Annotated in this window: 22 protein-coding genes and 3 pseudogenes; 18 read left to right on the top strand and 7 right to left on the bottom strand. The window is 67.5% G+C overall.

Going from position 1 to position 21,997, the window contains the following annotated elements; all coding sequences use genetic code 11:
* Window positions 1-501 (top strand): L,D-transpeptidase family protein (locus tag M6689_RS04895; RefSeq protein WP_298268522.1); only part of this gene is annotated, 501 nt, incomplete at its 5' end.
* 98 nt (window positions 502-599) lie between these two features.
* On the opposite strand, the pseudogene M6689_RS04890 reads toward M6689_RS04895, so the two are convergent.
* From M6689_RS04890 to M6689_RS04875, 4 genes and pseudogenes are all read right to left on the bottom strand, one after another.
* A pseudogene (locus M6689_RS04890) lies at window positions 600-845 on the bottom strand (NAD(P)-dependent alcohol dehydrogenase); the annotation flags it as partial.
* Between the two features lie 67 nt (window positions 846-912).
* Window positions 913-1,239 (bottom strand): annotated as a pseudogene (locus tag M6689_RS04885) (aldo/keto reductase); the annotation flags it as partial.
* 128 nt (window positions 1,240-1,367) lie between these two features.
* Window positions 1,368-2,714, bottom strand: a complete 1,347-nt coding sequence (locus M6689_RS04880; RefSeq protein ID WP_298268513.1) for a radical SAM protein — start codon at window positions 2,712-2,714, stop codon at window positions 1,368-1,370.
* Window positions 2,714-4,177, bottom strand: coding sequence for a radical SAM protein (locus tag M6689_RS04875; RefSeq protein ID WP_298268511.1), 1,464 nt, complete (start codon window positions 4,175-4,177; stop codon window positions 2,714-2,716). The genes M6689_RS04880 and M6689_RS04875 overlap by 1 nt, the downstream gene beginning before the upstream one ends.
* 179 nt (window positions 4,178-4,356) lie before the next feature.
* Between M6689_RS04875 and M6689_RS04870 the strand changes: the two genes are divergently transcribed.
* The 17 genes and pseudogenes from M6689_RS04870 to M6689_RS04790 all read left to right on the top strand — a co-directional run bounded on the left by M6689_RS04870 (window position 4,357) and on the right by M6689_RS04790 (window position 19,682).
* Window positions 4,357-5,187, top strand: coding sequence for a polysaccharide deacetylase family protein (locus M6689_RS04870; protein ID WP_298268508.1), 831 nt, complete (start codon window positions 4,357-4,359; stop codon window positions 5,185-5,187).
* Between the two features lie 38 nt (window positions 5,188-5,225).
* On the top strand, window positions 5,226-5,834 hold the full coding sequence (locus M6689_RS04865; RefSeq protein WP_298268505.1) for a glycosyltransferase family 2 protein: 609 nt from the start codon (window positions 5,226-5,228) through the stop codon (window positions 5,832-5,834).
* A 17-nt stretch (window positions 5,835-5,851) separates the two neighbouring features.
* On the top strand, window positions 5,852-7,231 hold the full coding sequence (locus tag M6689_RS04860; protein WP_298268503.1) for a radical SAM protein: 1,380 nt from the start codon (window positions 5,852-5,854) through the stop codon (window positions 7,229-7,231).
* Window positions 7,232-7,241: 10 nt separating this feature from the next.
* On the top strand, window positions 7,242-8,141 hold the full coding sequence (locus tag M6689_RS04855) for a lysophospholipid acyltransferase family protein (protein WP_298268500.1): 900 nt from the start codon (window positions 7,242-7,244) through the stop codon (window positions 8,139-8,141).
* 6 nt (window positions 8,142-8,147) lie between these two features.
* Window positions 8,148-8,405 (top strand): phosphopantetheine-binding protein, encoded by a 258-nt coding sequence (locus M6689_RS04850; protein WP_298268497.1) that lies wholly within the window; start codon window positions 8,148-8,150, stop codon window positions 8,403-8,405.
* A complete protein-coding gene (locus tag M6689_RS04845) occupies window positions 8,402-8,869 on the top strand; it encodes a cobalamin-dependent protein (RefSeq protein WP_298268494.1) in 468 nt (155 codons plus the stop codon). Before M6689_RS04850 ends, M6689_RS04845 begins: the two co-directional genes overlap by 4 nt.
* Window positions 8,870-8,899: 30 nt before the next feature.
* A pseudogene (locus tag M6689_RS04840) lies at window positions 8,900-9,700 on the top strand (radical SAM protein); the annotation flags it as partial.
* Entirely contained in the window at window positions 9,697-10,539 is an 843-nt protein-coding gene (locus M6689_RS04835) for an ACP S-malonyltransferase (protein WP_298268490.1), read from the top strand. The pseudogene M6689_RS04840 and the gene M6689_RS04835, both read left to right, overlap by 4 nt.
* 1 nt (window position 10,540) lies before the next feature.
* Window positions 10,541-10,960 (top strand): thioesterase family protein, encoded by a 420-nt coding sequence (locus tag M6689_RS04830; RefSeq protein ID WP_298268487.1) that lies wholly within the window; start codon window positions 10,541-10,543, stop codon window positions 10,958-10,960.
* 2 nt (window positions 10,961-10,962) lie between these two features.
* Window positions 10,963-12,351 (top strand): lipid biosynthesis B12-binding/radical SAM protein, encoded by a 1,389-nt coding sequence (locus M6689_RS04825; RefSeq protein ID WP_298268485.1) that lies wholly within the window; start codon window positions 10,963-10,965, stop codon window positions 12,349-12,351.
* Window positions 12,352-12,364: 13 nt separating this feature from the next.
* Window positions 12,365-13,105, top strand: coding sequence for a 3-oxoacyl-ACP reductase FabG (gene fabG / locus M6689_RS04820; RefSeq protein WP_298268483.1), 741 nt, complete (start codon window positions 12,365-12,367; stop codon window positions 13,103-13,105).
* A gap of 92 nt (window positions 13,106-13,197) precedes the next feature.
* Complete coding sequence (locus M6689_RS04815) at window positions 13,198-14,403, top strand: beta-ketoacyl-[acyl-carrier-protein] synthase family protein (RefSeq protein WP_298268481.1); 1,206 nt, start codon at window positions 13,198-13,200, stop codon at window positions 14,401-14,403.
* Entirely contained in the window at window positions 14,400-15,437 is a 1,038-nt protein-coding gene (locus tag M6689_RS04810) for a beta-ketoacyl synthase N-terminal-like domain-containing protein (RefSeq protein ID WP_298268478.1), read from the top strand. The genes M6689_RS04815 and M6689_RS04810 overlap by 4 nt, the downstream gene beginning before the upstream one ends.
* Window positions 15,412-15,819 (top strand): hotdog domain-containing protein, encoded by a 408-nt coding sequence (locus M6689_RS04805; RefSeq protein WP_298268476.1) that lies wholly within the window; start codon window positions 15,412-15,414, stop codon window positions 15,817-15,819. Before M6689_RS04810 ends, M6689_RS04805 begins: the two co-directional genes overlap by 26 nt.
* Window positions 15,816-16,439, top strand: coding sequence for an outer membrane lipoprotein carrier protein LolA (locus M6689_RS04800; protein ID WP_298268474.1), 624 nt, complete (start codon window positions 15,816-15,818; stop codon window positions 16,437-16,439). The genes M6689_RS04805 and M6689_RS04800 overlap by 4 nt, the downstream gene beginning before the upstream one ends.
* 6 nt (window positions 16,440-16,445) lie before the next feature.
* Window positions 16,446-17,141 carry an outer membrane lipoprotein LolB gene (locus tag M6689_RS04795; RefSeq protein ID WP_298268472.1) on the top strand — a complete coding sequence of 232 codons (696 nt, stop codon included), beginning with the start codon at window positions 16,446-16,448 and terminating at the stop codon, window positions 17,139-17,141.
* A 6-nt stretch (window positions 17,142-17,147) separates the two neighbouring features.
* The gene (locus M6689_RS04790; protein ID WP_298268469.1) at window positions 17,148-19,682 is read left to right on the top strand and encodes an MMPL family transporter; all 2,535 of its coding nucleotides are present in this window, start codon (window positions 17,148-17,150) and stop codon (window positions 19,680-19,682) included.
* A 75-nt stretch (window positions 19,683-19,757) separates the two neighbouring features.
* On the opposite strand, the gene M6689_RS04785 is transcribed toward M6689_RS04790, so the two are convergent.
* The 3 genes from M6689_RS04785 to mqnB form a co-directional block, all read right to left on the bottom strand.
* Complete coding sequence (locus tag M6689_RS04785) at window positions 19,758-20,210, bottom strand: septal ring lytic transglycosylase RlpA family protein (protein WP_298268465.1); 453 nt, start codon at window positions 20,208-20,210, stop codon at window positions 19,758-19,760.
* A 109-nt stretch (window positions 20,211-20,319) separates the two neighbouring features.
* Entirely contained in the window at window positions 20,320-21,177 is an 858-nt protein-coding gene (locus M6689_RS04780; protein ID WP_298268462.1) for a 1,4-dihydroxy-6-naphthoate synthase, read from the bottom strand.
* Complete coding sequence (gene mqnB / locus M6689_RS04775) at window positions 21,167-21,895, bottom strand: futalosine hydrolase (RefSeq protein WP_298268460.1); 729 nt, start codon at window positions 21,893-21,895, stop codon at window positions 21,167-21,169. The genes M6689_RS04780 and mqnB overlap by 11 nt, the downstream gene beginning before the upstream one ends.
* Between the last annotated feature and the right edge of the window lie 102 nt (window positions 21,896-21,997).

Below are 21,997 nucleotides of genomic sequence, written 5' to 3'. Positions count from 1 at the left end.
GAGAATGAGATTGCTGCACTGCAAAAAAAGATTGAAGCACTCGAAAAAAATGTTTTTGCTTATGCAATACAGAAGCCATCGATAGATAAGATAGTGATAGAAAAAGAAGCACGACAGATGCTGTTGATCTCAAAGAGTGAGGTGCTCAAAACCTACAAGATAGCCCTGGGGGGAGACCCGATCGGTCCAAAAGAACGGCAAGGCGATAACAAAACCCCGGAGGGAACTTACATCATCGATTCAAGAAACAGGGACAGCCGTTATCATCGCGCTCTTCATATCTCCTATCCCAACGAGAGCGACAAAAAGCGAGCACGAGAACTCGGCGTTTCTCCGGGCGGAAACATCATGATCCACGGCATCAAGAATGGCTTCTCGTGGGTTGGCGATGCCCACACGGACGTTGACTGGACGAAGGGGTGCATTGCCGTAACAGACCAAGAAATCGACGAAATTGACAAGTTGGCGCCAAATGGCACGGTTGTCGAGATCAGGCCATAGAAGACCGTACAACGTACCGCTCCGTCAGGGACAGGCAGGAAGGCCCGCTTTTGGCGGGCCTTTTCGTTTGAGAGGAGCAGCGGGGGAAAACTTATTTCTTATGTCCTCATGCCCTCGGACTTTAGCGAAGCCATATCGATGGAGAAGCGGTACTTCACATTGGCCTTGACCAGTCTCTCGTAGGCTTCGTTGACCTTCTGGATGGGGATGACCTCCACATCGGCGGCAATGTTGTGCTCGCCGCAGAAGTCGAGCATCTCCTGGGTCTCGGCGATACCGCCAATGATCGACCCGGAGAGGCTGCGGCGCCCGAGCAGCAGGCCGAAAGCAGAGACGGCGAGCGGCGATGTCGCGCTGGCAGCGGAGTAAGCTTTGGCTTTGTACATGGTTGTATTCATCCTGTTTGTTTTGTTATCGGCCGGTCAACTGCTCCAGCTTTTCGGGGTAGCGGTTCCCGTGCACCGTGATCTGAGCGGCGGCGCTGTCGATCTCGCGGAGATCGTCGGTCGTGAGTTCGACAGCGAGTGCGCCGATGTTCTCGTCCAGCCGCTCCAGTTTCGTGGTCCCCGGGATGGGGACGATCCACGGCTTCTGGGCCAGCAGCCAGGCAAGGGCGATCTGGGCAGGTGAAGCGTTTTTCTCTGCTGCGATTCTCCCGAGCAGATCGACCGGGGCCTGATTCGCCTTGAGTGCTTCCGGCGTGAAGCGGGGGAGAGTGGAGCGGAAGTCGCTGCTGTTGTTCGGGGCACCACCGTTACGGGACATCACAAATTTGCGGCAGATGGCTGCCAGAGAGAGGGGATAGCGGGAGGGCGCCATGGCGTGGCGCAGAGGATGAAACGGAAGAGGGGCGTTCGGCCCCTTTTTCATTTGGCAAGCGGATTCTGTCCGGCGAGTGGCCCGCATGCACTCAGAGTATCAGTCTCTGCGACCGCTTCGTGCCCCAACAGATCGTTGGGACCCTTGCGCAGGATGTTGTACGCGAGATTCGTCAGGCGGTTTCCCGGATTGCGCAGCACCCGCCCGGCGATGGCGCGCCACGTGTACGCTTCCTTGCGGGCTTCGAGCCAGCCGCGGTGGAGCCGCTCGGGGGACATGAGCCGCGGCCGGAAGACCACGGTGGAGTGGTCGTAGCGGGACCAGTCGGTGGTCAGAAGCCGCCCCTCCTCCCGGAACTGGCGGAAGAGGGCCGTGCCGGGGTACGGGGTGAGGATGTGGAAGGTGGGGACGCTGGGGGAGCACTCCTCCAGGAAGCGGACCGTGGTCTCGAAGACGCTCTCGTCGTGGTCGTCGAAACCGAAGATGATGGAGGTCTCCAGGATGATCCCGGCGTCGCGCACCCGCTTCATGAGATCGGCCTGGGAGTGCTTCGAGCCGGACTTGGCCAGGTTGGCGTGGGTGCCGACCACCGACTCGATCCCGACGAAGAGGCCGATGCACCCCGAATCCGCCACCAGCTTCAGGAGCTCCGGGTCCTCGGCGAAACGGAGGTTCGTCTGGGAGCCCCAGCGGACGTTCATCTCCGCCAGCCCCCGCAGGATCGGCCAGGCCTTGGCCGGGTCCCCCAGGAGGTTGTCGTCGAGAAAGACCACGAGCTTGCGGTTGAAGGAGCGGATCTCGGCCAGGATGTCAGCCGGGTCGCGGTAGCGGAAGGTGCGGCCGAAGTAGGGAGTCACGGTGCAGAAGGAGCAGTCGTAGGGGCACCCGCGGCTCGCCTGGACCGTCTGGGTGGTGAGGTAGCGCCGGCCGGCCAGGATCTCGCGCCGGGGCCAGGGGGCGGTGAGAAGCTCTCCCGTCGGGTGCGGCGCCCGGTAGAGGGAGCGAAGGCGTCCCGCCAGGAGGTCGTCAAGGAGCTCCCCCCAGACCGGCTCGGCCTCGCCGATCACCACCGCGTCGGCGTGCCGCAGCGCCTCGTCGGGGAGGACCGTGGGGTGGATGCCGCCTAGGACCACCCGGACCCCCCGCGCCCGGAAGCGGTCGGCGATCTCGTAGGCCCGGGTCGCCTGGTGGGTCATGGCGGTGATCCCCACGAGGTCGAAGGCGCCGTCGAAGGGGACGTCGTCGTGGACCTCGTCGGCCAGGACCACCTCCCAATGGAGGGGGGTGGCCGCGGCCACCATCTGGAGCGAATGGGACGGAAGCTGGAAATACCTGGCCCAGCCGAGCTTGTGGGTGGCCGGATAGACCAGGAGCAGCCGGGGAACTCTCGCCATCAGACGACACCCCCGCGCCAGGCAGCGCCGCCGAAATCGACCAGCGGTTCCGTGGTCCGGGGGCGGCTCTCCTCGTACTCCCGCAGGTAGGCCTCGGGCTTCATCATCCGCTGGGTCCGCCAGAGGACTCGGGCGATGTAGGGGATCTGGGAGGGACGGACCTGCCTCATCCAGTCGACGATCCCCTTCTCGCCGGAGGTGTTGAGGATGGAGCGGCGCCAGGTCTCGGCGTAGAGCTCGAAGAAGCGCCGGGCTCCCACCCGCGGCTCCCAGAGGAGGTGGTGCATGTCGAAGTTGGACCAGGACTGGCGGGCGATGCGCGGGGCCACCTCCCGGAAGAAGTCGGTCCCGGGAAGCGGCGTGAGCACCGTGAAGCCGGCCCGCTGTAGCCCGTAGCGGGCCACGAACTCCCAGAGGTCGCGGAAGTCGTCCTCCTCCCAGTCGGGGTCGATGAGGAAGTTGCCGTTGATGCCGTAGCGAAGCTCCCGGGCGAGCCGCACCGCCTCCACGCTCTCGGCCACCCCCGAGTCTTTCGTGATCCCCGCGAGCCCCTTGTCGGTGGCCGCCTCCAGGCCGAGGAAGATGTCGAAGTCCTTCGCCAGGGGACGCCAGGCCGCCATCAGGTCGGCGCTGCGGCAGATGAGGTCGGTGCGGGTCTGCACCAGGATCCAGCGTTTGAAGACGCCGCGCCTTTTCAGCGCCTCGGCCAGCTCCAGGCTGCGGGCGGGGTTGTGCCAGAAGAGGTCGTCGGCTACGAAGATCGCATCCCCCGCGGTGGCGAAGTCCTCCACCACCGCGGCGATGCTCCGCTCGCGGCAGGAGCGGCCGTAGAGCTGCCAGACCGAGCAGAAGGAGCAGCGGTGGGGGCACCCCCGGGCGGTCTCCACGAGCCAGACCGGCTTGAAGAGAAGACAGTGATAGCCGCTGCGGTGGCGCTCCACCAGCTCCCGGGCCGGCAGCGGCACCAGGTCGAGGCAGGTCTGGCGCTCCAGTGCCGGGGTGCTGACCCAGCCCTCCCCGGTGCGAAGGCGCAGCCCCGGCACCTCGCCGAGGGCTCTCCCCTTCTCCAGGGCCTCGGCCAGGAGCGGGACGATCTCCTCGCCGTCGTCGAGGCAGAGGGCATCAACTTCGGGGACTTCGAGAGGGGCGGGAAAGGCCGCCGCCGCATGCCCCCCAACCAGGATGAACGCCCCGGGGCTCGCCCGGCGGATCTCCCGGGCCAGCTCCACCACCCGCTCGTATTCAAGGGCATGGAGGCAGGAGATGGCCACGAGCCTCGGCCGGCTCCGGCGGATCCAGGTGGCGGCACCGGGACGGAAGCGCAGATCGGCGGCGGTGACCGCGTACCCCTTGGCCCGGAGCGCCGCACCGATGTATTCGAGCCCCAGGGGCTCGACCCGGAAGAAGGGGCCGAGACCGAAGCGGTCGTTGCCAGGATGGGGGCGGAGAAGGAGAATGTTCATCATGACCTCACGGACGGGGGAGTTTCGCCATTGTTTCCGAAAAGAGACTCCACGGTCAAGAGCGTTGTTCGGCCTACCTCCACTTCGGGCCGTTTCCCCTTGTATTGACTTGGGTTAGCGGATAGTGTACCTTTGATACCTTAGTCAAAACAGGGGGATCACACCCCTTTTTCTCTTTCATGACGGTTCCCAACGCCCTCACCATCGATGTGGAGGAATGGTTCCACGTCTGCGGACTCCCCGGAGAGCCGGCGCCCCTTCAGGGTGAGGAACGGGTCGTTGCCGCCGTGGAGCGGATCCTCAGCCTGCTGGCTGACTGCCGGGCCAGGGCCACCTTCTTCGTGCTCGGCTGCGTGGCGGAGCAGCATTCGGCCCTTGTCCCCGCCATCGCCGCCGCCGGCCACGAGATCGCCTCCCACGGCTGGTCCCACCGGCTCGTCACCGGCCTCACCCCGGCGGAGTTCCGGGACGAGGTCCGGCGGACCGGCGACCTGCTCGAACGGCAGACCGGCCGCCGCCCCACGGGGTTCCGGGCTCCCCAGTGGTCCCTCTGCCGCAAGCGGACCCCATGGGCGTTCCCGATCCTGCGGGAAGAGGGGTATCGCTACGACGCAAGCCTCTCCCCCCTCCCCTTCGTGGGAAACCGCCGGGGGCCCCGGGGGCCCCATGCCATCGCCACTCCGGCGGGGGAGATCATGGAATTTCCACCCCTGGTGACGCCGACCCCCTTCGGGAACCTCCCGACCGGCGGCGGCTGGGGGTTCCGGTTCTTTCCGGAGAGGATCATCGTCGCCACCATCGGGCGGCTGAACCGCCGCGGCATGCCGGCAGTCCTCTTCCTGCACCCCCGGGAGATGGACCCGGCGGGGCCGCGGCTGCCGCTTTCGCCGCTACGTTCCTTCGTCGCCTACGGGCCGCGGCGCAGCGCCGAAGGGAGGCTTCGCTCCCTCCTGGGACGATTCGAATTCACGACACTCGCGCATCTGGTCGACGTTTGGGATACTGCGTAATCATACCCGCCTACAATGCCGAAGGAACCCTACCCGGGGTGGTCCGGGAGGTTCTCGCCCTCGGGGTCCCGTGCCTCGTGGTGAACGACGGCTCCACCGACGGGACCGCGGCCGCGGTGGCGGGACTGCCGGTGAACCTGGAGAGCCATGCCACGAACCGCGGCAAGGGGGCAGCGCTTCGGACCGGCTTCGCCTGGGCCCTTCGGCACGGTTTCGCGGGGATGGTGACCCTCGATGCCGACGGCCAGCACGACCCGCAGGCGATCCCCCGGCTCGTGGCCACCGCCCGGGAGCGTGGCACCGACATCCTCATCGCCGCCCGTCACGGCCAGTTCGGGGAGATGGCGGGGCTGCGGGCGGTCTGGAACCGTTTCGGCGTCTGGTGCATGCGCAAACGGACCGGCTTCACCATCACCGACAGCCAGTCGGGGTTCCGCTGGTACTCGGCGCGGCTGCTCCGGGGGGTGGAGCTGGCGGCAACCGGCTACGAACTGGAGATGGAGATCCTGCTCAAGGCCTGGCGCGCCGGCTTCACCATCGACTCCTTTCCCGTCGCCGCCCGGGTGGCCGACGGCCGGGGCACCAGCCACTTCCGGCCGGTACGGGACACGTGGAACATCTGCATGACATTTCTCCGCTACATGTGAATTTTAGAGGGCACTCAATGCTCCAGAGCCTGAAAACCTACACCACCGAAAAGATCGTCTCCCTCCTCCTCTCCCTGGCCACCAGCGCCTCCAACGAGAACCTGGCGCGGATGACCCACCTGATGGAGCTGATCCCGAAGAAGGATTACTACAAGGAGCGGATCCGCTGGATCCGCCAGCTGATCCGGGAGAGCCACCCCTCCATCGAGTTCCCCCGCCGCATCCTGCGGGAGCTCCACCCGAACCAGCGGGACAAGTGGATCACCAACCTGGCGGTGAACCACCTCCTCTCCGGCACCAACAAGCGCAAGGCGTGGGCCGAGCGCAAGGGGTACTACCCCCCCTCCACGGTGGTGATCAGCACCACCATGAAGTGCAACCTCTCCTGCTACGGCTGCTACGCCGGCGACTACTCCAAGGCGCTGGAGCTGACCAACGCGGAGATCGACTCGGTTCTCACCCAGATGAAGGAGATGGGGGTCTACTTTGCCGTCATCTCCGGCGGCGAGCCGTTTTTCAAGGAGGACATCTTCGAGATCTTCCGGAAGCACTCGGACATGGCGTTCCTCGTCTTCACCCACGGCGGGCTCATCGACGAGGCGATGGTGCAGAAGCTGATCGAGGTGGGAAACGTGATGCCCGCCTTCTCCCTGGAGGGGTACGAGCAGGAGACCGACGAGCGGCGGGGCCCGGGGCACTTCAAGAAGGTGATGCGGGCCATGGACCTTTTGCGGGAGGCGGGGCTCTCCTTCTGCGGCTCCTTCACCCAGACGAGCCGCAACACCGGCATCATCACGAGCGACGACTACATCGACATGTTGCTTTCCAAAGGGGTCTTCGCCCTCTGGCTCTTCACCTACGTGCCGGTGGGGCGGGAACCGGACCTGGAACTGATGGCCACCCCCGAGCAGCGGGACTACCTGCGGCGGCGGATCGTCGACTTCCGGGCCACCAGGCCGATGCTCTTCGTCGACTTCTGGAACGACGGGCCGATCATCAGCGGCTGCATCGCCGGGGGGCGGAAGTACTTCCACATCAACGCCAACGGCGACATCGAGCCGTGCGTCTTCTGCCACTTCGCCGTGGACAACATCCGCCGCACCACGATCCGGGAGGCCCTCGACTCCCCCCTCTTCCGCAGGATCCGCGAGGTCCAGGGTAGCCACGACAACCTCCTTCGTCCCTGCATGCTGATCGACCACCCAGAGGCGGGACGCGAGCTCTTCGAGAGCGAAGGGGCCTATCCGACCCACGAAGGGGCCGACGCCATCTTCACCGGCCTGGCCGACCGGATGGACGACTACTCCCGCCGCTACGCCGCGTTCGCCGACCCTGCCTGGGAGCGGGAGTTCGGGGCGGTACGGGAGAAGCGCAACCGGAGGTGCGGCAAGGGGTGATGGAGCCGCCGTGACCTTCTACAACAGCGCGAACCTGTTTCTGATCAATCTTTTCACGCGGCTTGTCCCCCGCCTCCTCCACCCGCCGATGGCGCTGGTAACCGCGGGGATCGTCTACGGCATCTCGGCAACGCAGCGGCGCGGCCTCCGGGAGAATCTCCGGGCGGTGACCGGCCGCCGCAACGTGGAGGGGCTCGTCCTCTCGGGCTACTACAAGTTCGCCCGCAACTGGTGCGACATCATGCTGATGATGCGCCTGTCGGGGAAAAGGCTCTTCGCCCTCTTCGGCCGCCAGGAGGGGCACGGCATCCTCGACCGGGTCCTGGCCGAGGGGAACGGGGCGATCATCATCTCGCCCCACCTCGGCAACTGGGAGCTGGGGGGGCTGGGGCTCGCCGACCGGGGGTACCGGATCAACGTCATGACCTTCCGGGAGCCGGACGAGAAGGTGAACGCGCTTCGGGAAAAGGCGCGGCAGGAACGGGGAATCGGCTTCATCTACGTCGACCGGGACGACACCTCGCCCCTGGCCATCGTGGAGGCGGTGAACGCCCTGCGCCGCAACGAGGTGGTGGCGCTCCTTGGCGACCGGGACGGCTCGTCCCACACCATCGCCCTCGATTTCTTCGGCCGCCCGACCCAGATCCCGGTGGGGGCGGCCTATCTGGCGCTTGCCTCCGGCGCGCCGGTCCTGCCGGTCTTCGTCCCCCTGGAGGGGAGCCGTTACGCCACCATCATGGAGGAACCGGTCTACTTCAGGGGGGATCACGGCCGCCACGGGGCGGCGATCCGCGACGGGATGGAACGGGTTCTCCGCGTCTTCGAAAAATACATCCGGCAGTACCCGGACCAGTGGTACAATTTCTTCGACTACTGGAACGGCACCACCACATTACAGGAAAAGGAATAGCCCCTTATGTCCGACGAACTGATCACCCAGGTCAAGCAGATGATTATCGACGCCCTCCGGATCGACGGGATGGCGCCCGCAGATATCGACACCGACGCCTCCCTCTTCGGCGAGGGGCTCGGCCTCGACTCCATCGATGCCCTCCAGCTCGTGGTCGCCATGGAGAAGGATTTCGGCGTGGTGGTCCCCGACGCCGCCACCGGCACCAAGGTCTTCGCGTCGGTCCGGAGCATGGCCGACTACATCGCGACCAACCGCAAATGAGGATCCTCTTCGTCTCCCCCGGGTGGCCCAAGGGGCGACTCTGGGGGGAGCTCGGCTTCAAGTTCCCTTCCCTGGCCCTGGCGTCCCTGGCCGCCGTCACCCCCCCCGAGTGGGAGGTGGCCCTCTGCGACGAAAGCCGGGAGGCGGTCGATTTCGGCGCGGCGTGCGACCTGGTCGCCGTCACCGCCATGACCCCCCAGGCCCCCCGGGCCTACGAGATCGCCGCCGGCTTCCGCGCCCGGGGGAAGAAGGTCGTCATGGGGGGGTTCCACGCCAGCAACCTCCCGGACGAGGCGCTGCGCCACGTGGATGCCGTGGTGGTAGGGGAGGGGGAGCTCGTCTGGCCCCGGCTCCTGGACGATCTTGCCGCCGGACGCCTGGAGCGCCTCTACCGCTCCACCGGCCTCATCCCCATGGAGACGATTCCCGTGGCCCGGCGCGAGCTCTTCACCGGCAAGGGATAGCTCCTCACCAACACCCTCCAGACCACCCGCGGCTGCCCCTTCGACTGCGAGTTCTGCTCCGTCACCGCCTTCTACGGGAGGAAATACCGGGAACGGCCGGTGGAGTCGGTCCTGGCGGAGCTGGAGCAGCTTCGCAAGGTGAACTCCTTCGCCTTTTTCGTCGACGACAACCTGGTGGCCGACCGCCGCTACGCCCTCCCCCTCTTCCGGGGGATGAAGGGGATGGGGTTCAAGTGGCTCTCCCACGCCCCCATCGACTTCGCGCAGGACGAGGAACTGATGCGGGCCGCCGGAGAGGCGGGATGCGTCGGAATGTTCGTCGGCTTCGAATCCCTGGACCAGGGGGAGCTCGCCGCCATGGGGAAGGTGACCAACCGGGCCGGCGAGTACCTGAAGCTTGCCCGGCGGTTCCGGGACCACGGCATCGGCATCCTCGGCTCCTTCGTCCTCGGCTACGACGGCGCCACCCCCGATTCCTTCGGCCGGATACTGCGCTTCTGCGAGGAGGCCCGGATCGAGGCGGCCATCTTCCCGATCCTCACCCCTTACCCCGGCACGGCGGTCCGGCGCCGCCTGGAGGCGGAGGGAAGGATCACCTCCAACGACTGGCGCAACTACGACATGGGGCACGTAACCTTCGAACCCCGGGGGATGACCGCCGCCGAGCTCCAGGCGGGACACGACTGGCTGAACCGTTCCTTCTACTCCTTCGGCTCCATGTGGCGGCGGATCGTGAAGCGCCACCGCTCGGTTCAGGTCTTCGGCCCGATGAACGTCGGGTTCCGCAGCGCTATCAGAAGGACCGAGCGGTTCCGGGCGGGGTGCCGATGATCTGCTTCATGTTCCCCGGCCAGCCCCTGGCTCCCCCCGCAGCGCTTCCCGACGACCCCCTCTTCCGGGAGATTGCCGGCCTTGCCCGGGAGCGGGCCGCCTTCGACCTCGTCACGTTCTCCTGGCTCGGGGCGCCGGCCACCGACCAGGTGGCGCTCCAGCTCTACGGCGTCGCCATGAGCCTCTACCGGACCCGGCTGCTTCGCGCGGAAGGGGTTTCGCCGCAGTTGGTGGCGGAGCACAGCATGGGGATCTACCCGGCCATCGCCGCCGTCGGTGCCCTTCCCGAAGGCGAAGTCCTGGAGCTCACCGCCCGCTCCGGCCGGGCCATGGCCGCCATGGGAAGGGCGAAACCGTACGCCCTCGGGTGCATCGTCGGCCTCACCCTGGAGCCGCTTCTCGCCATCGCGGAAAACAACGGCGTCTTTCTCGCCAACCACAACACCTCGCGCCACTTCCTCCTCTCGGGGGAGCGGGGGGCGATGGAAGATGCCTGCGCCGAAGCCCTCGGCCGGGGGGCCTTCTCGGTGAAGATCTTTCCGTGCGACGCCCCGCTCCACGCTCCCCCCATGGCGGAGATTGCGGACGAACTCGGGGCGATCTTCGCCGGCTACCGCTACCGGGAGCCGGTGATTCCGCTCCTGGACCACATCGAGCAGGAGTTCCTCACCGCCGCCGATCTCCCCGCGTTCATGGTCCGGGAGCTGACCCTTCCGGTCAACTGGGAGCGGACCTACCGCGCCCTGCGGAGAGCCGGCTGCAGCCGTTTTCTCGAGGTGGGAGTGGGAGATTCCCTCAAGAAGTACAACCGCTGGATCGAAAGCGAAACCGGGAGGTAGCATGGGCGAACACGAAACTCCCCTCACCGTCCGCTTCAACGAGGTCGACAGCTACGGAGTCGCCTGGCATGGCCACTACGTCGGCTGGATGGAGGTGGGGCGCAACGAGCTGGCCGGCCGCTTCGGCCTCGACGCCGCCCGGCTCGCGGAGCTCGGTTATCTGGCGCCGGTGGTGGAGCTGGAGCTCAAATACCGCCGGCCGGCCCGCTACAACGAGATGCTGCGGATCCTTACCACCAGCCGGCGGACCGAGACCGCCACCCTGGAGTTCTCCTGCCGGATCTCCGCCGCCGACGGCACCCTCTGTGCCACCGGCCGAACCGTCCATGCCCTTACCGATCGCGACGGCGTCCTTCAGTACCGCTTTCCCGCACCGGTCGCCCCTCGGCTGGAACAGATGCTCGCCTTTCTGGAAGGGTAGCTATGAAGATCCTCCTCGTCTCCGCCAACCGTGAGCGGAGCCCCTATCCGGTCTTCCCCATAGGTCTCGCCTACCTGGCCCCTCCATTGGCGGCCGCCGGCCACGAACTCCGGGCTATCGACCTTTGCTTCGCCGCCGAACCGGAAGCCGCCATGACCGACGCCCTCGCCGACTTCGTCCCCGACGCGGTGGTGATCTCGGTCCGCAACATCGACAACGTCACCTGGCCCGGCTCCCGCTCCTACCTCGCCGGGGTCAGGGCGATCGTGGCCCGGTGCCGGGGGAAGGCGCCGACCATCATCGGCGGCTCGGGGTTTTCCCTCATGCCGGCGGAACTCCTCGAACATTTTGATGGCGACTTCGGCCTGGTGGGCGAGGGGGAGGAGATCCTGCCGGAGCTGATCCGGCGTCTGGAGCAGGGCGAAGAGACCGCCGGACTGCCGGGGGTCGTCGTCCGGGGCGAGGTACGCTTCGCCCCTCCCCTGCCGGTCGGACGGATCGGCACCCCCGACCGGAGCCTCTTCGCCTTGGAGCGCTACCGCCGGGAGGGGGGGATGGCCAACCTCCAGACCAAGCGGGGATGCCCCTTCGCCTGCGTCTACTGCACCTACCCCCTCCTGGAAGGGCGCCGGATGCGGCTTCGCCCCGCAGGCGAGATCGTCGCCGAACTGAAGGAGCTGGAGGAGCGCCGCGGCATCGACTACGTCTACTTCGTCGACGACATCTTCAACTATCCCCCCGACTTCGCCGGGGAGCTCTGCGCCGCCATGGCCGCCGCGGGGGTGAAGCTCAACTGGTCGGCCTTCGTCAATCCCGGCTTCGTCACCACGCGGCTCGTGGAGCAGATGGTAGCGGCCGGCTGCGACGCCGTGGAGTACGGCACCGACTCCGGCTCCCCCGCCATGCTCGCCAGCCTCGGAAAGTCGTTCACCGTGGCCGACGTCCGGGACGCCTCCCGGATCTGCCGCGAGGTCGGAGTCGACTTCGCCCACTACATCCTCTTCGGCGGCCCGGGGGAAAACCGGGAGACGGTCCGGGAGAGCTTCGCCCTCATGGACGAGGTGGAGCCGACGGCCGTCATCGCCATGACCGGCATCCGGATCTTCCCCGGCACGCAGCTCTACGACCGGGCCGTTGCGGAGGGGATGGTTGCCGGCGACGCGGCGCTCCTGGAGCCGGTCTTCTACCTCTCTCCCGAGGTTCGGGATGAGCTTCGCGACCTCGTCACCGCCGAGGCGATGCAGCGGCGCAACTGGGTGGCACCGGGGCTGGAAATCAACATGAGCGACGCCATGCTGGAGGCGATGCGCCAATTTCCGGTGCGGGGACCATTGTGGAAACTCATGAAGCGGCTGGGGCGGAGCCGGGTGAATCCGTTCTGCCAGAAATAGGAGAGGTCAAGTCATGGAATTCAAGGACAAGATCGTCGTCGTCACCGGCGGCACCCGCGGCATCGGCCGCGCCGTCTCCCTTCACTTCGCCCGGGAGGGGGGGCGGGTCTTCGCCGCCTACCTCGCCAACGACGAGGCGGCCCGTTCCCTGGAGGCCGATGCCGCAGGGCTTGCCGGCACCGTCGTCGCGCTGAAGGCCGACGTCGCCACCACCGCGGGGGCCCAGACCCTCATCGACACGGCGGCCCGGGAGACGGGGCACCTCGACATCCTGGTGAACAACGCCGGGATCATTCGCGACGTCTACCTCCCGATGATGAGCGAGGAGGATTGGGACGCCGTCATCCGGACCAACGTCTCCCCCCTCTTCCATTGCTGTAAGTGGGGGGTACGCAAGATGCTCGCCCGGCGCGCGGGGGCCATCGTCAACCTCTCCTCGGTGTCGGCCTACGCCGGCACCCCGGGGCAGACCAACTACGCCGCCAGCAAGGGGGCGGCCATCAGCTTCACCAAGGCCCTCTCCCGGGAAGTGTGCCCCATGGGGATCAGGGTGAACGCCGTGGCCCCGGGGCTGATCGAGACCGAGATGATCGCCGGGATGAAGCAGGAGATCGTGGAGAGCATCGTCAAGAGCACCGCCACCGGCCGGCTCGGCCGCCCCGAGGAAGTGGCGGAGGCGGTGGCCTTCCTCGCCTCGGACCGCGCCTCCTACATCACGGGGCAGTGCCTCATCGTCGACGGCGGGCTCGTGTAACCGCCCCCGGCCGGCTCCAACGCCAAGTTTTCTTTGCCTTCCCGGCACCTTTGCGGGTAAAATAAAAGTATTCAAAAACAACCATCAGACCCATGACCAAACCCCGTATCGCCATAACCGGAATCGGCGTCTTCTGCGCCGCCGGCAGGGACGTCCCCTCCTTCACCGCGTCGCTTCTGGAGGGCCGAAGCGCCATCGGCCCGGTGGACCTCTTCGACGTCTCTCCTTTCCCGGCACGGATCGGCGCCCAGGTCAGGAATTTCGAGCCGCGCGATTACTTCGACCGCCGGACCGCCGACCACCTCTCGCGGGCCGACCAGTTCGCCGTCATCGCGGCCGGAGAGGCCCTGGCCGCCAGCGGCATCCGGGAGCGCCTCGACCCCTTCGACATCGGGGTCTGCGTCGGGGCCGGCGCGGCCGGGATGATCCAGGGCGAAGAGTGGCTCCGCGAACGGATCGAGGGAAAGGCGGGGCACCCGACGCAACTGCGGGGGCTCCTCCCCGACCGGAGCGCCACGGTCCTCTCCGCCCACTTCGGCCTCCACGGCTACCAGGGGAGCATCACCACCGCCTGCTCGTCCTCGGCCACCGCCATCAGCTGGGGAGCCGACCTCGTCGCCACCGACCGGCTCAAGGCGTGCCTCTGCGGCGGCACCGACACCCTCTCGCTCCTCACCTTCACCGGCTTCAACTCCCTGCGGGTGGTCGATCCCGAGCCGTGCTCCCCATTCAGCCTCGGCCGCCAGGGGATCTCCCTCGGCGAGGGGGCGGCGTTCCTGGTGCTGGAGCGCGAGGAGGAGGCCCGGGCCCGAGGGGCGCGGATCCACGGCTTCATCCGCGGCTATGCTCTGGCGGGAGAGGCGTACCACATGACCGCCCCGGAACCGTCGGGCGGCGAGGCGGCCCGGGTGATAGGCGACGCCCTGGCCGCCGCCGGCGTCTCCCCCGAGGAGGTCGGGTGGGTGAACGCCCACGGCACCGGCACACAGCTCAACGACGTGGTGGAGAGCAAGGCGATGAGGCAGGTCTTCGGCGAACGGGCCGGTCAGGTCCCCCTCGTCTCCACCAAGGGGATGACCGGCCACTGCCTGGGCGCCGCCGGCGCCATCGAGATCGCCGCCACCGCCATCGCCCTCGGCGCCGGGGCCATCCCCCAAACCCTCAACTTCCGCGGCGCCGACCCCGAGTGCGACCTCGACTATTGCCACGGGGGGGGGCGGCAGAGCGACGCATCCATCGTCCTCTCCAACTCCTTCGCCTTCGGGGGGAACATTACCTGCGTGGTGGTGGGGAAATGAGTGGAAAGAACCTCGACATAGCGGTCACCGGCCTCGCCGCCATCTCCGCTGCCGGCGTCGGCACCGCGCCGCTTCGCGCGGCCGTCGCCAGCGGCACGAGCTGCCTCGCGCCGGTCCCCGAGGAGATCCTCGGCGAAAGCGGTCACCGGTGGGGAAAGGCCGACGCCTTCCGGGTCGCCGACTTCATACCCCCCCTCAAGGCGCGCAAGTTCGACCGCTGCAGTCTCCTCGCCACGGTGGCCGCCGGCATGGCGCTCTCCGATGCCGGCATCGATCCGAAGGGGACCGATGCGTCCCGGATCGGCATCGCCCTGGGATGCGGCTTCGGCGGCATCGCCAACTCGGTGGAGCTGCTGAGCGGCTATTTCACCAGGGGGGTGGAGGGGCTCGTCCCGATGCTCTTCCCCAACACCGTTCCCAACGCACCGGCGAGCAATGCCTCCATCGAGCACGGCCTCAAGGGACCCAACGTCACCCAGGTGCAGCGCTTCTGCTCGGCGGAGGCCGCCTTCCAGATGGCGTGCCGCTTCCTGGAGGAGGGGCGCGCCGACGTGATGCTGACCGGCGGGGTGGATGAGCTGAACGCCCCGATGATGCAGGGTTTCCACGCCATGGGGCAGCTGCGGCGCCACGCCCGGGGCTTTGGCGAGGGAAGCGGCATCCTCGTCCTGGAGCGGCGTCGGGACGCCCTTCGGCGCGGGGCCACCGTCCGGGGGACCGTGACCGCCATCCGGACCGCAGGCTTTATCCCCCCCGGCGCCGAGGCTGCGGGAAGGACCCGCCTCCGCGGCACCGTCCCCCCCGACATCGTCTCTCTCTCCGGTACGGCGGCGGATCTCCCCTGGCTCCGGGAAGGCCTCGCCGGCAGCAGCATCGAGATCGGGCCGCTGGTGGGGCGCTCCCTTGCCATGGGGGGGCTTGCCCTCGTCGCCATCTTCACCCTTCTCCCGGACGGGGCGGCGGGACTCCACCTGGCCGCCTCGCCGGAGGGACCGTTTTTCGCCATCGATGTCGCCGGAGGCTCCCCTGCATAGCGTCGACCCGGCCGCATACCTCCCCCACCGTCCGCCGTTTCTCTTTCTCGACCGCCTCCTGGCGGTGGAGCCCGGCGCCAGTGCCACGGCCCGCGCCCGGGTCACCGGCTCTCCCGGCGGATATCCGCCGATCCTCCTGGTGGAGTCGGTGGCCCAGCTGGCGGGGATCGCCGCCGCCCGGGAGGGTGATGCCGGCGGGGTCCTGGCCGCCATCGACCGGGCCGAGTTCCACGGCGCCGTTCCCAACGGCGCCACCCTCACCATCACGGCACGGGTCGCCAAGTCGTTCGGCACCCTCCACCTCGTGGAGGGAGAGGTCGCCTGCGACGAAGGGACCGTGGCGACCATGACCCTGACCCTCAAGGTGGGACCGCTGCCATGATCCGGGTTTTCGGAAATCTCATCGGCGCCGCGCTCGCGGCCCTCGTCCTGCTTCTCCCCGCCCCCGCCGGCGCCGGCCGGATCACGCCGCTGGAGGGACTGGAGCTCCTCCGCAAGGGGTTTGCCGGCGTAACCGACTTCACCGCCGACATCACCCAGGAGAAGCAGATCGCCCTCATGAAACGAAAGCTCGTCTCCAACGGCACGGTCCGCTTTCGGAAACCCGACCTCTTCTACCTGGAGCTCTACCCCCCCCACGCCAGCCGGGTCCTCCTGAAGGACACCACCCTCACCATGCTCCTGCCGGCGGAAGGGGTGCGCCAGAAGATCGTCCTCCCCCCGGAGGAGGGGCTGCTCCGCTGGATGAACCTCCTGGACCGGCCGGTGACGAGGATTCCCGAGGGGGTCGCCGTCCAGGCCGACCAGCGGGGAGAGAACGTGACCCTGACGATCCTCCCCTCCGCCAGGGGGGGGGTGAAGGAGCTGCAGATCCTCCTCGGCAGCGACGGACGCCTGCGGCGGCTCTCCATCGAGGAGCGGAACCGGGACCGGACCGTCATCACCTTCCACCGCCTCCGGAAGAACGTGGGGCTCGCCGACCGGGACTTTCGCCTGGAGTAATTACCGATGCGCTTTCTTCGTGCCATTTTCGGGCTCTTCGCCCTCACCCTCGCCCTCACCGGCTGCGCTACCACGCCGCGGCCGCAGACGCCGTTCATCCCCGGCGCCACGGTGGAAACCCTGGCGGCCACAGTCTCCATCTCGGTCAAGGGCCCCGAGGGGAGCACCGGCGGCACCGGTTACCTGATCTACCGGCGCCCCGACCGCTTCCACCTCGTCATGCTCACCCCCTTCGGCACCACCGCCCTGGAGTTCTTCGCCTACGACGACCGGGTCACCCTCCTCCTCCCCTCCAAGGGAACCGCCTATGTGGGGAGCTTTGCCGACCTCCCCGCCAAAGGGGGACTCCAGGGATGGCGAATGATGCAGTGGGTGGTGGAGGGAGATCCCCTCCTGCGCCCCGGGACGACCGGCACGGTGAAGCGGACCAATCCGGCGGGGCGCACGATCGTCGCCACCTACGGCCCCGACGGGTTCCTGGAGCGGAAGAGCTCGGAGGAGGGGGAGGTACTCTACCGCGGCTACCGCTCGGTGGACGGGGTTCCCTTCCCGGCGGTCATCGAGTTTGCCGACCGGGCCGGCACCAGCGTCAGGATCACCTTCGACGAGCCGGAGGTGAACCGGCCGGTGGAAGAGGCGGCCCTCACCCCGAACCTGGAGGGGCTGACCCTTCTCCCCCTTTCAAGCCTCAAGGGGGTATAGCCCGCCATGGCCATGCCGGCGGCACGCCTCATCGCGGCCACCCAGGCCGCCATCAGGGCGCACCTGGAGTGGATCTTCCGGGTCACCTGGTGCCACCCCGGGGCGACGGTGGCCGGCTCCCTCCTCCTTCTCGTCCTCTCCCTCACCTCGGTCCTGACGATCCGCTTTGAATCGGACATCTTCAAGCTCTTTCCCACCGACAAAGGCCCTCTTCGCCTCTTTCTCGACACCCTGGAGTGGAGCGGCAGCGCCGGGGAGGCCTACTTCATCCTGGAGGGGGACCGGGAACGCCTCCCCGCCGGGGCGGAGCGCCTCGCGACCCGCCTGCGGGAACTGCAGGTGGACGGCGCCCCCGCCTTCCGCAAGGTCTCCTACCGCGTCGTCGACCCGGCGGAAGCGGCCCCCTTCGCGGCTCTGGTTACCTACGCCGTCGGACACCCCCAGCTCTTTCTCGATCCCGGCCGGGCGGACGCCTACGCCGCGTATCTTACCCCGGCGGCCATGGACCGGGCGCTCCGGCGGGCCACGGCGGAGCTCGCCTCCGGCGCCGGGATGGGGATGCGGGACCTGGTGGCCGCCGACCCCCTCTATCTCCGCGATCTGGTCCTTCCCCGCCTCCGGGAGGGGAGCCGCTCCCTCGACCTCGACCCCGACTCCCCCTATTTCCTCTCCCGCGACGGCCGGCTCCTCGTCATGGTCGCCGAGCCGGCCCGGCCGGTGCAGGAGATGGCCTTCGCCCGCCGGCTCGTGGCGGGGATCAACGCCGCCCGCGCCGCCGTCGACCCGCGGGTCTCCGTCTCCTGCGCCGGGGCCCACCTCTCGGCGGTGATCGACGAGGCGGTGATGAAGCGCAACATCATCGCCTGCATCATCTCATCGCTCCTGGTGGTCCTCGGCCTCTTCTACCTCACCTACCGGCGGGTGCTCCCGACCCTCCTCATCCCGGTCATCATCGTCTTCGGGACCCTCCTCGCCCTCGGGACGGCGAGGCTCTTCCTCCCTTCGATCCACATCATCTCCTTCGCCTTCACCGCCCTGATCATCGGCCTCGGAACCGACTACTCGATCCACCTCTACGACCGCTTCGCCACTGAGCGCCTGGCGGGATGCGGGATCGAGGAGGCCCTGCGGCTGGCGGTGGTCGACACGGGACACGGACTCTTCACCGCCGCCGCCACCACCGCCTTCCCGTTCCTGGCCCTCGGGATTGCCGAGGTCCGGGCGCTGTCGGAGCTGGGGCTTCTGGTGGGGCTCGGCGTCCTCTTCTCCCTCTACGCCACCTTCTTCTTCCTCCCCCCGCTCCTCCGCTTCGCCGAGGGGCGCTTCCCCCGCCCTCCCACCCCGCTCCCCGCCTTCGGACTCGGGTGGCTCTGGCGAGCCACCGGCCGGCACCCCCGGACCGTCTCCCTTGCCTCCGTCGCCCTGACGGCCCTCCTTTTCGCCACCTCGTTCTTCCTCGGCTTCGAGGGGGATCTCAAGAACCTGCAACCACGCCACTCCGAGGCATTTTTGACCCAGGAGCGGATCGAGCGGCACCTGAGCCTGGCGCCGAAGCAGATGGTGGTGGCGGTGGAGGGGACTAGCCTCGAAGAAGTGATGGCGCGGGGATGGCGGGTGGGGGAACTGGCCGGGCGGTACCGGCAACGGGGGGAGCTGGCGGCGGTATCGTGGCTCGGCCAGGTGGTGAACGGCGGCAGCGGCCAGGACGCGGTTCTGCGGCGCCTGAAGGAGCGCCTCGGCGGCTCGTCTCCGGCGGCGGCGCTTAAAGACTCCCTGGAGCGGGAGGGATTCGACCCGGCGCTCTTCGGCGACACCCTGGCGGCCATGGAACGGCTCCCCGCGGCGCGGCCGGTGCCGCTGACCGAGGCGGTGGAACGGCTGCGCAATTCCCCCCTGCGGGGAATGGTGGAGCGCTACCTCATCAGCCGGGACGGCAAGGTCCACCTCCTCCTCTATCTCCACTACCGGGGGAGCGACTTCCCCCAGGAGGCGTTCCTGCGGGAGCTGGCGGCGGTGGACCCGACGGCCCGCGCCACGAGCCCCGACCTCATCAGCCGGCAGCTGGCGGAGTCGGTGCGGACGAGCTTCGTCGAAGGGTTCGCCGTGGGTGGGGCGATCGTCCTCTTCCTCCTCCTGGTCCACTTCGAATCCCTGGCCGGCATCGCCGCCGCCCTCCTGCCGGTCACCGCCGGGGTGATCGCCATGACCGGCCTCATGGCGGCCACCGGGATGCGGCTCAACTTCATGAACGCCATGGTCCTTGTCACCATCCTCGGCATGGGGAGCGACTACGGCCTCCACGTCTACCACCGCGTGCGGGGCGCCGCGGCCGCCGAGGCCCCCCCGCGCTTCACCCAGGCGGGACGGGCGGTGCTCCTCTCGGCCCTCACCACCATCGCCGGCTTCGGCTCCCTCGCCTTCACCGACTACGGCGCCATGGCCTCCATCGGCTGGGCCACCAACTTCGGGGTCGGCGCCACCGCCCTCTTCGCCCTCGTGGCCCTCCCCGCCTTCCTGGCACGCTTCCCTGGAAAGCCGTAGCGAGATTCCATACGAAAAAAGGCCGGCATGATTGCCGGCCTTTTTCCATGTTCGCCCAAATTGATTTTTTTTGTTTCAGGACGGGATCTCTTCGAGGGAGACGATGAGGACCTTCGCCTTTCCCTTGCCGAGAAAACCGAGCTTCCTGGCCGCTTCCCGGGAGAGGTCAATGAAGTGCGACACTCTCTTTCGGCAGCGATCGGTTATGGTGACCGTCACCTCCCGGTTGTTGGCCACGTTCACCACCTTGACCTTCGTTCCAAGAGGGAGGGTGGGGTGCGCGGCGGTCAGCTTCCGCGGATCGTACCGCTTCCCCGATGTCATTCTTCTTCCGTTGTAGCGTTTGGCGTAATAGGAGGCTACTCCCAGCACGCCGGTGTTGCCCTCCTGGGCCGTTGCGTCAGCCCCCTGGAGCGACTCTTTCTCTGCAATCTCTTCTGCTTGCAAGGATAGTGTCTGGATCTGGAAGAGCGCCTGGCAGAGGATGATCAGGATCGCCAGCCGTCCCTTCCGGAGGAAAGATACCATAGGCACCTCCTTTTGGGCGAGGCACCCGTATAGCACGGAAGCCGGGCCGCGGTCAAGGGAAAAGACCGCCTCCAATCCATAACCCGCTGTTAATGCGGCACTTTCCCAGTCAGAGAGCGAAGAGGGAGGAAGGGGACGGCGGGAAGATGCCGGCCTGCTCCCCCCGCGCGAGAAGCGTCTTCACCGCTGCTTCCCCCTCGCTTCCCAGGTCGAGGGAAAAATCGTTCACGTAGAGGCCGATGTGGGCGACACAGACCTCGTCGCTCATCTCCTGGGCATGGGACCGGATGTAGGCTTTCGCCGCAGCGGGATTGGCTCGGGCGTAGGCGACGCTTTCCCGAAGCGCCCGATCGATCGCCGCCGCCGTCTCCGCGCCGAGGGAACGCTTTGCCACAATCCCGCCGAGAGGGATGGGGCAGCCGGTCTCCCGCTCCCACCAGTCGCCCAGATCGAGGAGCTTCGTAAGACCGTATTCCGGAAAGGTGAACCGGGACTCGTGGATGATCACCCCGGCGGCCACTTCCCCCCGGGCCACCGCCCCCATGATCTCGTGGAACGGCAGATAGACCAGGGTGTCGAGGGAGGGATCGAAGAGACGCAGCAGCAGGGCCGCCGTGGTGTAGCGCCCCGGCACCGCAATCGGTTTTCCCCGCAGCCCGGCCATGGACAAGGCGCCCCGGGCCACCACGAGGGGACCGCAGCCGCGGCCGAGGGCACCTCCCGCCCTCAGCAGAAAATAGTCGTCCCGCAGGTGGCCGAGGGCATGGTACGAGACCTTGCTCACGTCTAGGGCCCCCTCCATGGCGAGGCGGTTCAGGGTCTCCACATCCTCCAGCCGCTCCCGGAAGGAGAGCCCCGCCGTGTCGACCAGGCGGTGCACGAGGGCATGGAAGATATGGGTATCGTTGGGACAGGGGGAAAAACCGAGGGAAAGGGGAGGCTCTGTCACGCCGGGGTCACTGTTCATGATAGGTTTCCAGGAACTTTAGGATGAAGCGCTGGGCCTTTTCGACCGCCAGGGGGATGTTCCAGCGGGAGAGATCCCGGTCCTCCACCATGTTGCTGATGCCGCGGACCTCAAGGCAGTCGACGTCGTAGAGGAGCGAAACATGGGCCGCAGCCGCACCCTCCATGTTTTCGCAGAGGGGGTCGAAGCGCCGTAACAGCTCTTCCCCCCGCGCTGAGGTGCCGCTGCAGGTGGATACGGTGACGAACCTCCCCCGCCGGGCCGAAATCCCCAAGGCCGCGGCGAGCTGTATCGCCCGCTCGGCAGGGAGTTTCGCCAGGGGAAACTCGTTGAAATACCGTAAGCCCTTGCGTTCGAGGGAAGGGATGCCGATCAGGTCGAGGGGCTCCCATCCGGCGGAAGTCTGGACCCCTTCGTCGCCATAGACCTCGGCGGAGGCAATGGCCAGGTCCCCCACCTGGAGGCCGCTTCCGGCAAAGGCGCCGCCGCAGCCGACGTTTATGACGAGTGGAGGGGTGAACGACTCCAGAAGGGCCGTGAGGGCCGAGGCGGTATTTACCTTGCCGATGCCGGCTATGGCGAGGACAACCTCCTGCTCTCCGACCGCGCCACGATATGTCTCGCGCCCGCCTCGCCCCCGGGTCTCTAGGGCGCCTATGCTTCGTACCAGAAGGGATATCTCCTGACGGGTGGCGGCACAGACGATGACCGGTTCCATGCCGCGGTCAGCCCCTTCCCGAAAGGGGCAGATAGACAGTGAAGACGCTCCCCTTGTCGATCTCGCTCACCACCTCGATCCGTCCGCCGTGGGCCTCGATGA

Origin of the sequence: Geobacter sp., assembly GCF_027327745.1 — a bacterium.
GTDB lineage: Bacteria > Desulfobacterota > Desulfuromonadia > Geobacterales > Geobacteraceae > Geobacter.
Note: the sequence above shows the minus strand (reverse complement) of the source record. Positions and strands in the feature narration are given on the sequence as shown.